Source organism: Streptomyces sp. NBC_01508 (assembly GCF_045040315.1).
GTDB lineage: Bacteria > Actinomycetota > Actinomycetes > Streptomycetales > Streptomycetaceae > Streptomyces.
On sequence record NZ_CP109419.1, the window covers coordinates 4262833 to 4276658 of the forward strand.

At 68.1% G+C, this 13826-nt stretch carries 11 protein-coding genes; 7 read left to right on the plus strand and 4 right to left on the minus strand.

Annotated features, from left to right (window positions below):
• Window positions 1–160 precede the first annotated feature (160 nt).
• Both OG700_RS19705 and OG700_RS19710 read left to right on the plus strand, forming a co-directional pair.
• Window positions 161–2851 carry a transglycosylase domain-containing protein gene (locus OG700_RS19705; RefSeq protein WP_405615360.1) on the plus strand — a complete coding sequence of 897 codons (2691 nt, stop codon included), beginning with the start codon at window positions 161–163 and terminating at the stop codon, window positions 2849–2851.
• A 190-nt stretch (window positions 2852–3041) separates the two neighbouring features.
• The gene (locus OG700_RS19710) at window positions 3042–4538 is read left to right on the plus strand and encodes a glycosyltransferase family 87 protein (protein ID WP_405615362.1); all 1497 of its coding nucleotides are present in this window, start codon (window positions 3042–3044) and stop codon (window positions 4536–4538) included.
• A gap of 94 nt (window positions 4539–4632) precedes the next feature.
• Here OG700_RS19710 and OG700_RS19715 read toward each other — a convergent pair whose 3' ends face one another.
• The 3 genes from OG700_RS19715 to OG700_RS19725 all read right to left on the minus strand — a co-directional run bounded on the left by OG700_RS19715 (window position 4633) and on the right by OG700_RS19725 (window position 7415).
• Window positions 4633–5664, minus strand: coding sequence for an alanine racemase (locus OG700_RS19715; RefSeq protein ID WP_405615364.1), 1032 nt, complete (start codon window positions 5662–5664; stop codon window positions 4633–4635).
• A 198-nt stretch (window positions 5665–5862) separates the two neighbouring features.
• Window positions 5863–6981, minus strand: a complete 1119-nt coding sequence (locus tag OG700_RS19720) for a lipid II:glycine glycyltransferase FemX (RefSeq protein WP_405615366.1) — start codon at window positions 6979–6981, stop codon at window positions 5863–5865.
• A gap of 110 nt (window positions 6982–7091) precedes the next feature.
• A complete protein-coding gene (locus OG700_RS19725) occupies window positions 7092–7415 on the minus strand; it encodes a hypothetical protein (protein WP_405615368.1) in 324 nt (107 codons plus the stop codon).
• Window positions 7416–7696: 281 nt separating this feature from the next.
• Here OG700_RS19725 and rpsF point away from each other — a divergent pair, with 281 nt between their 5' ends.
• The 4 genes from rpsF to rplI all read left to right on the plus strand — a co-directional run bounded on the left by rpsF (window position 7697) and on the right by rplI (window position 9429).
• Window positions 7697–7987 (plus strand): 30S ribosomal protein S6, encoded by a 291-nt coding sequence (gene rpsF / locus OG700_RS19730; protein WP_023540278.1) that lies wholly within the window; start codon window positions 7697–7699, stop codon window positions 7985–7987.
• A gap of 74 nt (window positions 7988–8061) precedes the next feature.
• A complete protein-coding gene (locus OG700_RS19735; protein ID WP_405615371.1) occupies window positions 8062–8685 on the plus strand; it encodes a single-stranded DNA-binding protein in 624 nt (207 codons plus the stop codon).
• Window positions 8686–8727: 42 nt separating this feature from the next.
• Window positions 8728–8964 carry a 30S ribosomal protein S18 gene (rpsR, locus tag OG700_RS19740; protein WP_003967857.1) on the plus strand — a complete coding sequence of 79 codons (237 nt, stop codon included), beginning with the start codon at window positions 8728–8730 and terminating at the stop codon, window positions 8962–8964.
• 18 nt (window positions 8965–8982) lie between these two features.
• Complete coding sequence (gene rplI, locus OG700_RS19745) at window positions 8983–9429, plus strand: 50S ribosomal protein L9 (protein ID WP_078076236.1); 447 nt, start codon at window positions 8983–8985, stop codon at window positions 9427–9429.
• A 152-nt stretch (window positions 9430–9581) separates the two neighbouring features.
• Here the strand turns inward: rplI and OG700_RS19750 are convergent, their stop codons facing one another.
• Window positions 9582–10919, minus strand: coding sequence for an MATE family efflux transporter (locus tag OG700_RS19750; protein WP_405615373.1), 1338 nt, complete (start codon window positions 10917–10919; stop codon window positions 9582–9584).
• Window positions 10920–11552: 633 nt separating this feature from the next.
• Between OG700_RS19750 and dnaB the strand changes: the two genes are divergently transcribed.
• Window positions 11553–13685 (plus strand): replicative DNA helicase, encoded by a 2133-nt coding sequence (gene dnaB / locus OG700_RS19755; RefSeq protein WP_405621817.1) that lies wholly within the window; start codon window positions 11553–11555, stop codon window positions 13683–13685.
• Window positions 13686–13826: the final 141 nt, after the last annotated feature.

The following is a 13826-nucleotide window of genomic DNA, read 5'->3' on the forward strand; positions in this document are numbered from 1 at the left end:
GGCATGCAGACCACCGGGAACCGCGTGACGTGTGAGAGCGTCGTCGTTCTGGATGCATGCCGGATGAGCCCGACGCCGGGCACATCCGTATTCATTTCGGGGGACCGGAACTCAACTGCCGCTTCCAGGCGTCCGCGCCTGCCCGAGGAGTAGTCGTTCGATGAGCGAGCACCGTCGCAAACAGCCACAGCCGCAGGGTGGCCAGGGGGGCGGACGTGCCGCGGCCAGGCGTGCCGCGCAGCGGCCGGCCGGCCGGCGCGCGGACCCCTCCCGCGGGGTCCCCACGGACTCCCACTCCGGTTCACACGAACCGGAGCCTTCTTACGGAGGCCGCGCCGAAGCACGTAAGGCCGCCCAGCGCGGCCGTCGGCGTGCCGCCGAGGGCGGTGGTGCCGGCGCGGGGGGCCACGGCGGTGGCCGCCGAGGTGGCGGCGGTGCCGACGGGCCCGGCCGGGGACGCGGAGGGCGGCCGGGCAAGAAGCGGCTGATCGACTATCCGCGCCGCGACAAGTACGGCTGGCGCCGCTGGACACCGTCCTGGAAGCTCGTGACCGGCCTGTGTGTCGCCTTCCTCGGCAGTCTGATGGCCGCGGCCACGATCGCGTACGCCATGGTCGAGAAGCCCAAGCCGAGTGCGGCGTCCAAGGCCCAGAACAACGTCTACCTCTGGGACGACGGAACGCCGATGGTCGCGACCGGCGGGGAAGTCAACCGCCAGATCATCGGGATCGACAAGATCCCCATGGAGATGCAGAACGCCGTGATCTCGGCGGAGAACAAGACGTTCAGGAAAGACTCGGGAATCGACCCGATGGGCATCGGCCGGGCCGTGTTCAACATGGCCACGGGCGGTGAGACGCAGGGTGGCTCGACCATCACCCAGCAGTACGTCAAGAACGCCATGCTCACCCAGGAGCAGACCTACACGCGTAAGGTCAAGGAGCTGTTCATCACCATCCGCGTCGACGCGGACATGGACAAGAACGAGATCATGGCCGGGTACCTCAACACCGCCTACTTCGGACGTGGCGCCAACGGCATCCAGGCGGCGGCCCGTACGTACTACGACGTGGACGCCGTGGATCTCGACGCGAGTCAGTCCGCCTTCCTGGCGGCGCTCCTGAAGGGTGCGACGTACTACGACCCGAACGGCGCCGAGTCGATCGACAAGAACGCCAGCCCGGAGGCCAACACCGACCGGGCGAAGAGGCGTTGGGCCACGATTCTCGACGAGATGGTGAAGGACGGCCATCTCAGCGCGGCGGATCGGGCCAAGTTCAAGGAATTCCCGATGCCCAACCCGCCGAAGAAGAACGCGCAGCTCGGCGGCCAGATCGGCTACCTGGTGGACCTCTCCAAGGCCTACTTCATCAACAACAACGACAAATACACGGCCGACGACCTGGCCAAGGGCGGCTTCGAGATCAAGACGACCTTCAACAAGGACAAGGTCAACGCGCTCAACAAGGCCGTCACCGAGATCTACGACAAGAACATCGATCCCGACAAGCGTCCGACGAAGGACACTCACGTCCAGTTCGGCGGCGCCTCGGTGGAGCCCGGGACCGGCAAGATCGTCGCCATCTACGGCGGGCAGGACGCCACCAAGCACTTCACCAACAACGCCGACCAGACCGGTGCCCAGGTCGGGTCGACCTTCAAGCCGTACGTCCTGGCGGCGGCGATGCGCGACGGCGTACGCGACCCCGCTCTCGGGCCGGATCAGGGCCCCGATTCGCGCACGAAGGTCTCGCCGGACAAGAGCGAGTACAACGGCGAGAACAAGCTCAAGATCAAGGATTACGACGGCGGCGTCTGGACCAACGAGGAAGGAAAGGAGTGGCTCCAGCGCAACGACGGTGACGAGGACTACGAGGACATCAACCTGCGCGAGGCCATGAAGGTCTCGGCCAACTCCCCCTTCGTGCAGCTCGGTATGGACGTCGGCATTCCGCAGGTCCGGCAGGCGGCCGTCGACGCGGGACTGCTTGCGGACAGCCTTCCGGGCGGTAACAACCCGTCGTTCTCCATCGGCATCTCCGACCCCAGTGCCATCCGCATGGCGGGCTCGTACGCCACCTTCGCCGACAACGGCACCCAGCGTGAGCCCTACTCCGTGCAGGAGGTCAAGAAGGGAGGCGTTGTCGTCTTCAAGCACGACAAGAAGCCGGAGAGCAAGTTCGACGCCGACGTCGCGCACAACGTGACGGACGTTCTGAAGTCCGTGGTGATGGAGAAGGGCGGCACGGGCACCTCGGCGCAGCTGCCGGACGGCCGGGAGGTGGCCGGCAAGACCGGTACCACCGACGGCAACAAGTCAGCCTGGTTCGTGGGCTACACCCCGCAGCTCTCGACCGCGATCGACATGTACCGGCTGGACGACAACGCCGAGAACAAGGACCGCGAGTTCCTGGAGATGTTCGGCACCGGCGGCCAGGACAAGATCCACGGTGCGTCGTTCCCCGCCGACATCTGGCGGGAGTACATGACGGTGGCGATGAAGGGCACGAAGGCCCTGAAGTTCCCCGAGGCCGAGCCGATCGGCGAGGCCGTCTACGGCGGCGTGCCGAGCCCGCAGCCGAGTCCGTCCGAGACGCCCTCCGAGACCCCGTCCGAGACGCCCTCCGAGACGCCCTCCAAGACCCCGTCCGAGACGCCGGACCCGACCGATTCCTGCGACCAGTGGAACGGCTGTGAGGACGGTGGTCCCGGCGGCGATCCGGGTGGTCCGGGCGGTGAGGACTCCGGCGGAGTCATCGGAGGCCCGGGCACCTCGTCGAGTCCGCCACCGGAGACCGGGGGGCCCGAGGGCTCCGACGGTGGGGGCTTCATCGGCGGCTCGGGAGGCTGAGGCGAACTCCCGCCGGTCGTGGGAGGCCCCCGCCGGTCACGGGAAGCTCCCGCCGGTCACGGGAGCCATGACCGGCGAGAGGTCCTGAGAACGACGCGAAGGCCGCCGTGCCAGGGCCGTACACACACCGTGTACGGCCCGGTACGGCGGCCTTCGCCGTGCCGAGGCGGCGTACGGCAGGATGGGCGGCATGCCGAGCACAGAAGACATCGCGGTGCCCAAGGACCGGCCGGTCGTGCCGCCCACCAGGCGGGACAGGATCGCCGCGTCCGGCAGCGAGCTGATCGGCGGTCCCATCGGCCGCTGGGCCTGGTACGGCACCAGCCGGCTCACGCCGGTGCGGGTGGTCGCGCTGGTGGCGATCGGGATGTTCGCGCTCGGCATGGTGCAGAAGATGCCCTGCTACGAATGGGCCTGGTTCCGGGGCGCCAGCTCCCAGTACACACACGCCTGCTACTCCGACATCCCGCATCTCTTCCTCGGGCGCGGCTTCGCCGACAATCTCGTGCCGTATTTCGACCAGCTCAACGGCGACATGCGGTATCTGGAGTACCCCGTCCTGACGGGTCTGTTCATGGAGGTCGCCTCCTGGTTCACCCCCGGCGGCGGCTCCATCCAGCACCGCGAACAGATCTACTGGATGGTCAACGCGGGGATGCTGATGGTCTGCGCGGTCGTCATCGCCGTCTGCGTGGCCCGCACCCACCGCCGCCGTCCCTGGGACGCCCTGCTCCTCGCCCTCGCGCCCGCCTTCGCCCTCACCGCCACCATCAACTGGGATCTGCTGGCCGTCGCGCTCCTGGCGGCCGGGATGCTGATGTGGTCGCGCGGCCGGCCGCTGGCCTTCGGCATCCTCATCGGCCTCGCGACGGCGGCCAAGCTCTATCCCGTACTGCTGCTGGGGCCGCTGCTGCTGCTGTGCTGGCGTGCCGGGCGGCTGCGGGAGTTCGGGGTGGCGCTGGGCGGTACGGCCGCCTCGTGGCTGCTGGTGAATCTGCCGGTGATGCTGCTCGCGCCGGAGGGGTGGAAGAAGTTCTACACGTTCAGCCAGGAGCGGCAGGTCGACTTCGGATCGTTCTGGCTGATCATCACGCAGCGCACGGGGCGGTCCCTGGAGGTCGGGACCGTCAACAACTGGTCGATGGTTCTGATGGTGCTGGCGTGCGCGGGCATCGCGGCGCTCGCCCTGACGGCGCCGAGACGGCCCCGGTTCGCGCAGCTCGCCTTCCTGGTCGTCGCCGCCTTCATCCTGACCAACAAGGTCTACTCGCCGCAGTACGTGCTGTGGCTGATCCCGCTCGCCGCGCTGGCCCGGCCGCGCTGGCGCGACTTCCTGATCTGGCAGACCTGCGAGGTCATGTACTTCCTGGGCATCTGGATGTATCTCGCGTACACGACGAGCGGGGACGCCCACAAGGGACTGCCGACCGAGGGCTACCAACTGGCCATCGCGCTGCACCTGCTGGGGACGCTGTACCTGTGCGCCGTCGTCGTACGGGACGCCCTGACGCCGGAACGGGACGGCGTACGGCGCGACGGTTCGGACGATCCGTCGGGCGGGGTGCTGGACGGGGCGCGGGACGTGTTCGCACTGGGCCGGGCGGCCCGGCCGCGGGCGCACACGGCGCACACGGCGGAGGCGTCGGAGCGTGTGTCGTGGGGGGTGCGGCCCCCGGGGGCCGCGTGAGGCGCCTGAACGGGGAAAGGCCGGTCGGCGCCCGGGTGGGCGCCGACCGGCCTTTCTCGTTGTCGGTACCGGATGTGGCCTGGGCCAGCACGCCCTAGCGGTCCACGAGCCGGTCGAACTGCGTCGTCGTGTGGCGCAGATGCGCCACCAGCTCGTCGCCCACCTTGGGCTCCTGCGCGTCGGCCGGCACGAACAGGATCGACACCTGCATGTGCGGCGGCTCGGCGAACCAGCGCTGCTTGCCCGACCATACGAACGGCGAGAGGTTGCGGTTGACCGTCGCCAGACCCGCGCGTGCCACGCCCTTGGCGCGCGGCATCACGCCGTGCAGCGCCTTGGGGGCTTCGAGCCCGACACCGTGCGACGTGCCGCCGGCGACGACCACCAGCCAGCCCTCGGAGGCGGTCTTCTGCTGGCGGTAGCCGAACCGGTCGCCCTTGACGACGCGTGTCACGTCCAGCACGGCGCCCCGGTACTCGGTCGCCTCGTGGTCGCCGAGCCACAGCCGCGTACCGATGCGGGCGCGGAACCGGGTCTGCGGGAACTGCCGCTGGAGACGGGCCAGTTCCTCGTGGCGCAGATGGCTGACGAACATGGTGTGCAGCGGGAGCCGGGCCGCGCGCAGCCGGTCCATCCAGCCGATGACCTCCTCGACCGCGTCGGATCCGTCCGTACGGTCGAGCGGCAGGTGCAGGGCGAAGCCTTCGAGGCGTACGTCCTCGATGGCCGCGTGCAGCTGGCCGAGCTCCTCCTCGCGGACGCCGTGGCGCTTCATGGAGCTCATGCACTCGATGACGACGCGGGCGCCCACCAGGGCGAAGACGCCGTCGACCGAGGAGACGGAGCGGATGACGCGGTCGGGCAGCGGTACGGGCTCCTCGCCGCGGCGGAAGGGGGTCAGGACCAGGAGGTCGCCGCTGAACCAGTCCTTGATGCGGGCGGCTTCGTAGATGGTGCCGACGGCGAGGATGTCGGACTCGAAGCGGGAGGTCTCCTCGGAGAGCCGTTCGTGGCCGAAGCCGTAGCCATTGCCCTTGCAGACCGGGACGAGGCCCGGGAACTGGTCAATGACCGACTTCTGGTGCGCCCGCCAGCGCGCGGTGTCGACGTAGAGGGAGAGCGCCATGCCGGTCCGGAACCTTTCTCGTGGCTGCGGTGTATGAAGGATATGAACGTTCTTGAGGGCCTTGGGGGCCTTACGCAATTATTGGGCGAGCTGGCGGGGATTTCCGGCGTCTCGCACCGCAGCCTGCTGACCACCGGCACTCCGCCGCCCAGGGGGTCGGGATCGGATTCGAGATCGGGATCGGATTCGAGATCGGGATCAGCGGCGGGACATGTACATGTCGAGCGCCTTGTGGAGCAGCTTGTTGAGCGGGAAGTCCCACTCACCCACGTACTCGACGGCTTCGCCGCCCGTGCCCACCTTGAACTGGATGAGACCGAACAGGTGATCCGTCTCGTCCAGCGAGTCGGAGATCCCGCGCAGGTCATAGACGGTCGCACCCATCGCGTAGGCGTCACGGAGCATCCGCCACTGCATCGCGTTCGAGGGCCGGACCTCCCGCTTGTGGTTGGCCGACGCCCCGTACGAGTACCAGACATGGCCGCCCACGATGAGCATCGTCGCGGCGGCGACGTTCTCCCCCTCGTGCCTGGCGAAGTACAGCCGCATGCGGTTGGGGTCCTCGGAGTTGAGGACGGTCCACATCCGCTGGAAGTACGAGAGCGGGCGGGGCCGGAAGTGGTCGCGCTCGGCCGTGATCTCGTACAGCCGCTGCCACTCGGCGAGATCGTCGTAGCCGGCCTGGACGACCTCGACGCCCGCCTTCTCCGCCTTCTTGATGTTGCGCCGCCACAGCTGGTTGAAGCCCTTGAGGACATCGTCCAGCGACCTGTTCGCCAGCGGCACCTGGAAGACGTAGCGCGGCTGTACGTCTCCGAAGCCGGCCCCGCCGTCCTCGCCCTGCTGCCAGCCCATCTTCCGCAGCCGGTCGGCCACTTCGAAGGCACGCGGCTCGATGTGGGTGGCCTCGACGTCGCGCAGCCGCTTGACGTCCTGGTCCTGGATCCCCGACTTGATGGCCGCCGAGTCCCAGCGGCGGATCACCACGGGCGGGCCCATCTTCACGGAGAACGCGCCCTGGTTCTTCAGATGCGCCAGCATCGGCTGGAGCCAGTCGCTCAGGTTGGGGGCGTACCAGTTGATGACCGGACCCTCGGGCAGATACGCCAGATACCGCTTGATCTTGGGCAGTTGGCGGTAGAGCACCAGCCCGGCGCCGACCAGCTGGCCGTCCCTGTCGAACCAGCCCAGGCTCTCCGAGCGCCACTCCGTCTTCACGTCCGCCCACGCGGGGACCTGGCAGTGGCTGGCCGCGGGCAGGCTCTGGATGTACGCCAGATGCTGCTCGCGACTGATGGTGCTCAGCGTCAGGGTCATGCGGGGCGCTCCTCGCAGATGTGTCCCCATGGAGTAGGGGGGCTCCGGCTCTCGCGCCGAAGCCTACTTGCCGATGGAGCGCCCCGGCTGGCCACGGGGCGGAGCGGTTCTCAGCCCAGCACTCCGCCGAAGAGGCCGCCGTGTGCCATCCCGAGATAGAAGCCGACCGCCGCAGAGCCCAGGCCCATGAGCGTCGCGAACCGCTCGTGGGTCGTCACGGAGACGTACTGGCTGTACAGACCGGTGAGGATGCCGATGAGCCCTGCCCAGGAGCTGAGCAGATGCAGGTTGTGGAACATCCCGGAGACGAAGGCCGTGACACCCAGCACCGCCGTCACCCAGAGCAGGATGTCCTGGAGGGGATGGGGCCGGTGGTCGGTGGCGAAGAGCGAACCGGTGGTCTTCGGTCGCATGGGTTGCATTGCCTGTGCCATGGGGCACCTCCTGGCGCCTTGCCGGAAGGCGGCGCACCGTAGCGCCGCCCACACCCGATGTGTACAGCGTGCGGCCCTACGCGGCCTGATTTCAACCGGAAGCCGGTCAAGAGGTAGTCTGTACGGTCTGCACCGGTGTCTGCCCAGGCCAGAACGCGATCATCGCTCGTCGAGCGGGATTGGCGGGATTGTCAGTGGTCGCCGATACCGTTGCTCACGCATCACGACCCTCCTGCCACGGAACGACCGTGGCCGCTGAGTCCAAAGGAGGTGGGTTCCACATGCGTCACTACGAGGTGATGGTCATCCTCGACCCCGATCTCGAGGAGCGAGCAGTCTCCCCGCTGATCGAGAACTTCCTCTCCGTCGTCCGTGAGGGCGACGGAAAGGTGGAGAAGGTCGACACCTGGGGCCGTCGTCGTCTCTCTTACGAGATCAAGAAGAAGCCCGAGGGCATCTACTCGGTCATCGATCTGCAGGCTGAGCCCGCGATCGTCAAGGAGCTCGACCGACAGATGAACCTGAACGAGTCGGTCCTCCGGACCAAGGTCCTCCGTCCCGAGACCCACTGAGCTCTTAGCTCAGCGGTCATCGGGTCCGAGTAGCAGCCAGCAGCAGAAGCAATCCCCGCCGAGAGGTTCACCCAATGGCAGGCGAGACCGTCATCACGGTCGTCGGCAATCTCGTCGACGACCCCGAGCTGCGCTTCACCCCGTCCGGTGCGGCGGTCGCGAAGTTCCGTGTCGCGTCCACTCCCCGCATTTTCGACAAGCAGACCAATGAGTGGAAGGACGGCGATGGCCTGTTCCTCACCTGCTCGGTCTGGCGTCAGGCGGCGGAGAATGTCGCCGAGTCGCTTCAGCGGGGCATGCGCGTTGTCGTGCAGGGCCGGCTGAAGCAGCGGTCCTACGAGGACCGCGAGGGCGTCAAGCGCACGGTCTACGAGCTGGACGTCGAGGAAGTCGGCCCCAGCCTGAAGACCGCCACGGCCAAGGTCACCAAGACCACCGGTCGCGGTGCCCAGGGCGGTTACGGCGGCGGTGGCGGCGGTCAGCAGCAGGGCGGCGGCAACTGGGGCGGCGGTCCCGGTGGCGGCGGCCAGCAGGGCGGCGGCGGAGCATCCGCCGACGACCCCTGGGCGACCAGCGCGCCGGCCGGCGGTGCCCCGCAGCAGCCGCAGGGCGGCGGGGGCAACGGAGGCGGTTGGGGCGGAAGCTCCGGCGGCTCCGGTGGTTCCGGCGGCGGCTACTCGGACGAGCCGCCCTTCTAGGGCAGTTCGCTCCCACTTTCTTGATCACACAGGAGAAACACCATGGCGAAGCCGCCTGTGCGCAAGCCTAAGAAAAAGGTCTGCGCATTCTGCAAGGACAAGACCCAGTACGTGGACTACAAGGACACGAACATGCTGCGGAAGTTCATTTCCGACCGCGGCAAGATCCGTGCCCGCCGCGTCACCGGCAACTGCACGCAGCACCAGCGTGATGTCGCCACGGCAGTCAAGAACAGCCGTGAGATGGCGCTGCTGCCCTACACGTCCACCGCGCGATAAGGGGAGGGTGACCTAATCATGAAGATCATCCTCACTCACGAGGTCTCCGGCCTCGGTACCGCCGGCGACGTCGTCGACGTCAAGGACGGTTACGCCCGCAACTACCTGGTCCCGCGTGGTTTCGCGATCCGCTGGACCAAGGGTGGCGAGAAGGACGTCGAGCAGATTCGTCGTGCTCGCAAGATCCACGAGATCGCCACCATCGAGCAGGCCAACGAGATCAAGGCCCGCCTCGAAGGTGTGAAGGTGCGTCTGGCTGTTCGCTCCGGCGACGCCGGCCGTCTCTTCGGCTCCGTCACCCCGGCCGACCTCGCTTCGGCGATCAAGTCCGCCGGTGGTCCGGAGGTCGACAAGCGTCGTATCGAGCTCGGTTCGCCGATCAAGACCCTGGGCTCGCACCAGGTGTCCGTGCGTCTGCACCCCGAGGTCGCCGCGAAGTTCGGCGTCGAGGTCGTGCCCGCCTAGGGCTCCGACCGGACTCGCTGCTCAATCGCCGGACGGGCTGCGTGTTCTGTCCTCAATCGCCGGACGGGCTCAGGCCCGTCCGGCGATTGTGCTCTGTGTGCTCTGGGTGTTTGGTGCGTCGGCGTCGTTTCACGTGAAACGACGCGGAACCCTCAGCGCGTGGCGCCGGTGACCAGCCAGTGGCCGGACCGGGTGCGCAGCCAGAGCGTCAGCATGCGGACCGCCATCATCAGCGTCATGGCCCACCACAGGGCGGTGAGCCCGCCGCCGAACACCGGCACCAGCAGGGCGACCGGTGCGAAGACGGCCAGCGTCACCACCATCGCCTTTGCCAGATAGGGGCCGTCGCCCGCGCCCATCAGTACACCGTCCAGGACGAAGACGATGCCCGCGACCGGCTGGGTGACCGCCACCACCAGAAGCGCGGGCAGCAAGGTGTCCTGGACCACTTGATCGCCCGTGAAGAGCGGGATGAACAGCGGGCGTGCCAGCACGATGAGCACCCCGAGTCCGACGCCGGAGACCACGCCCCACTGCACCATGCGACGGCAGACGTCCCTGGCGCCCTGGGGGTCGTTCGCGCCCAGATACCGGCCGATGATCGCCTGTCCGGCGATCGCGATGGCGTCGAGCGCGAAGGCCATCAGGCTCCACAGCGACAGGATGATCTGGTGCGCGGCGACATCGGCGTCGCCGAGCCGGGCGGCGACGGCGGTGGCGATCATCAGGACCGCGCGCAGGGAGAGCGTACGGACCAGAAGAGGGACGCCCGCGTGGGCGCTCGCCCGTATGCCGGCGAGGTCGGGACGCAGCGAGGCGCCATGGCGGCGGGCGCCTCGTACGACGACCACCAGATAGGCGGCGGCCATGCCGAACTGGGCGATGACGGTGCCCCAGGCGGAACCGGCGATGCCGAGGCCGGCGCCGTAGACGAGCACCACGTTGAGGACCGCGTTCGCGCCGAAGCCGCCGATGGCGACGTACAGCGGGGTCCGGGTGTCCTGGAGACCGCGCAGGACGCCGGTCGCCGCCAGGACGACCAGCATGGCCGGGATACCGAGGCTGGATATGCGCAGATAGGTGATCGCGTACGGGGCGGCGGTGTCCGAGGCGCCGAAGACGGAGACGAGCCAGGGTGCCAGGGGCAGGGTGACGGCGATGACGACGGCGCCCAGCAGCAGGGCGAGCCAGATCCCGTCCATGCCCTGCCGGACGGCGGCCTGAAGATCACCCGCGCCGACGCGGCGTGCGACGGCCGCCGTGGTGGCGTAGGCGAGGAAGACGAAGATGCTCACGGCTGTGGTCAGCAGGGCCGCCGCGATCGCCAGACCGGCGAGCTGCGGGGTGCCGAGATGGCCGACGACCGCGCTGTCGACCATCAGGAAGAGAGGCTCGGCGACGAGGGCGCCGAAGGCGGGTACGGCGAGCGCGATGATTTCGCGGTCGTGCCGTCGGCGGCCTGCCTTGGATGCCGTGGGGACCTGTGTCATCCGCTCAATCTAATCTTCCACAGGTAAGAGATGCAATGCCACTGCGATCCTTACCGACCGAGGAGATTCGGGCGCTGCTGTGCGCCGTTTGCTCGGATCTTGGACCAGCTTGGAAAGTTTTTCTCCCCCACAGCCGGTGGACGGAGAAAGGCCAGGTCAGATCCTGTGTGGTGAGAGGGCCGCGAGGTTGTCCACAGTGCTGTCCCCCGGTCCGTGCACAGGTTCACCGGAGTTCTCCACAGCATATGGTCCTTCGTCCACATGGCCTGTGGATAACCAGATTGGCGGACGGTCCCCGCGGGCCTACCGTGGACCGACGTCCGACGCGCCGGAACCCGAGTCAGGCCACTCGATTTGTCAGTGTCGTGCCGTAGAAAGAGTGGCACGGCGAGGTCCGCTTGGCGGACGGGAGGAGGTGGCCGGATGAGCATTCCCGAGCCGTTGGACGACCCCTGGACCGAAGCCGGCCCGAGTGACCGCCTGCCGGTCTCCCGCCAGCGCCGAGGTGAGGGAAGAGGCCGCGACGAACAGCACGAGCGCGGCCGGGACAATGCCTCGTGGGACGGCGGATCACCCGGCTTCGAGCGGGTGCCCCCCCAGGACCTGGACGCCGAACAGTCCGTGCTCGGCGGCATGCTGCTCTCCAAGGACGCCATCGCCGACGTCGTGGAGATCATCAAGGGCCACGACTTCTACCGCCCCGCCCACGAGACGGTCTTCCAGGCGGTCCTCGACCTGTACGCGAAGGGCGAGCCGGCCGACCCCATCACGGTGGCCGCCGAGCTGACCAAGCGCGGCGAGATCACCCGGGTCGGCGGAGCGTCGTATCTGCACACGCTGGTCCAGTCGGTGCCGACGGCCGCGAACGCGTCGTACTACGCGGAGATCGTGCACGAGCGCGCGGTGCTGCGCCGTCTGGTCGAGGCCGGCACCAAGATCACGCAGATGGGATACGCGGCGGACGGAGACGTCGACGAGATCGTCAACTCCGCCCAGGCCGAGATCTACGCGGTCACCGAGCAGCGCACCAGCGAGGACTATCTGCCCCTCGGCGACATCATGGAGGGCGCGCTCGACGAGATCGAGGCGATCGGTTCACGCAGCGGTGAGATGACGGGTGTGCCGACGGGATTCACGGACTTCGACTCGCTCACGAACGGGCTGCACCCCGGCCAGATGATCGTCATCGCGGCCCGCCCCGCCATGGGCAAGGCCCTTGCCCTGGACACCCCACTGCCGACGCCCACCGGCTGGACCACCATGGGAGAGGTACGGCCGGGCGACCTGCTTCTCGACGCGACGGGCCGACCGACACGTGTGGTGGCGGCGACCGACATCATGCGCGACCGCCCCTGCTACCGGATCTCGTTCGACGACGGGGCGAGCGTCGTCGCCGATGCCGAACACCAGTGGCTCACGGAAACCCGCGCGTCCCGCCGGTCCGATCCGCGGACGTCCGCCTCGGTCAGGACCACCAAGGAGATCGCCGAAACGGTCCGATGTGTGACGTCCGATCGAGGCACGAACCACTCCGTACGGACGACCGCGCCGCTCGACCTGCCCGAGCGCGCTCTCCCGGTCCCCGCGCACGCGCTGGGCGCCTGGCTCCGCGACCCCGAGCCGCCGGGGCGGCACGACAGCCTCCTCGTCGGCCTGCGCGACCTGGGAGTCCTGGGGAACAGACACATCCCTCAGGAGTATCTACGGGCCTCGGTCCCGCAGCGTCGGGCGCTCCTCGCAGGCCTTCTCGACACCGACGGCACCGTGCACAGCACGGGCTCCGTGCGGTTCGCCGTCACGGAGCGGGTCCTCGCCGAGGGCTTCCGTGAGCTGGTGCTGAGCCTCGGATACCGGTGCGGGATGTCGACCGGGCGCGTCATCGGCCGGCCGGAGGAGGCCTCCTCGTCCTCCTCGTCTTCGACGTCCTACACGGTCGAATTCACGACCGCCGACGAGCCGCGGCGTCGCTTCATCACGGACGTCCAGGAGGTCGAGAGCGTCCCGGTCCGCTGCGTCCAGGTGGACAATCCCGCGCACCTGTATCTCGCGACGCGTTCGATGATCCCCACCCACAACAGCACGCTCGCGCTGGACTTCGCGCGTGCGGCCTCCATCAAGAACAACCTGCCGAGTGTCATCTTCTCGCTGGAGATGGGGCGCAACGAGATCGCGATGCGCCTGCTCTCGGCGGAGGCGCGGGTGGCGCTGCACCACATGCGCTCAGGCACGATGACGGACGAGGACTGGACACGGCTGGCCCGCCGGATGCCGGACGTCTCGCAGGCACCGCTGTACATCGACGACTCGCCCAACCTGTCGATGATGGAGATCCGCGCGAAGTGCCGCCGGCTCAAGCAGCGCAACGGACTGAAGCTGGTGGTCATCGACTACCTCCAGCTGATGCAGTCCGGCGGCTCGAAGCGCGCGGAGAGCCGCCAGCAGGAGGTCTCGGACATGTCGCGAAACCTCAAGCTGCTGGCGAAGGAGCTGGAACTGCCGGTGATCGCGCTCTCCCAGCTGAACCGTGGCCCCGAGCAGCGCACGGACAAGAAGCCGATGGTCTCCGACCTGCGCGAGTCGGGCTCCATCGAGCAGGACGCGGACATGGTGGTGTTGCTGCATCGGGAGGACGCGTACGAGAAGGAGTCACCACGCGCGGGCGAGGCGGACCTGATCGTGGCCAAGCACCGTAACGGCCCGACGGCGACGATCACAGTGGCGTTCCAGGGCCATTACTCGCGCTTCGTGGACATGGCGCAGACCTGAGCCAAGATCTTTGTAGGTTCCGAATAGAGATGTCGTTGTCCAAGCGACTTGTCATCAACTTGTCGTTCGACTCGTCCCGCTGAGTCTCCACTCGGTACAGCGCCAGCGTCACCCTGGCGGTCTGCGGTCCAGTCTTTCGTT

What these genes read in the sequence shown, in the direction of transcription:
- OG700_RS19705 (WP_405615360.1), top strand. Translation starts at nt 161, where the DNA reads ATGAGCGAGCACCGTCGCAAACAGCCACAGCCGCAGGGTGGCCAGGGG.
- OG700_RS19710 (WP_405615362.1), top strand. Translation starts at nt 3,042, where the DNA reads ATGCCGAGCACAGAAGACATCGCGGTGCCCAAGGACCGGCCGGTCGTG.
- OG700_RS19715 (WP_405615364.1), bottom strand. Translation starts at nt 5,664, where the DNA reads ATGGCGCTCTCCCTCTACGTCGACACCGCGCGCTGGCGGGCGCACCAG.
- OG700_RS19720 (WP_405615366.1), bottom strand. Translation starts at nt 6,981, where the DNA reads ATGACCCTGACGCTGAGCACCATCAGTCGCGAGCAGCATCTGGCGTAC.
- OG700_RS19725 (WP_405615368.1), bottom strand. Translation starts at nt 7,415, where the DNA reads ATGGCACAGGCAATGCAACCCATGCGACCGAAGACCACCGGTTCGCTC.
- rpsF (WP_023540278.1), top strand. Translation starts at nt 7,697, where the DNA reads ATGCGTCACTACGAGGTGATGGTCATCCTCGACCCCGATCTCGAGGAG.
- OG700_RS19735 (WP_405615371.1), top strand. Translation starts at nt 8,062, where the DNA reads ATGGCAGGCGAGACCGTCATCACGGTCGTCGGCAATCTCGTCGACGAC.
- rpsR (WP_003967857.1), top strand. Translation starts at nt 8,728, where the DNA reads ATGGCGAAGCCGCCTGTGCGCAAGCCTAAGAAAAAGGTCTGCGCATTC.
- rplI (WP_078076236.1), top strand. Translation starts at nt 8,983, where the DNA reads ATGAAGATCATCCTCACTCACGAGGTCTCCGGCCTCGGTACCGCCGGC.
- OG700_RS19750 (WP_405615373.1), bottom strand. Translation starts at nt 10,919, where the DNA reads ATGACACAGGTCCCCACGGCATCCAAGGCAGGCCGCCGACGGCACGAC.
- dnaB (WP_405621817.1), top strand. Translation starts at nt 11,553, where the DNA reads ATGCTGCTCTCCAAGGACGCCATCGCCGACGTCGTGGAGATCATCAAG.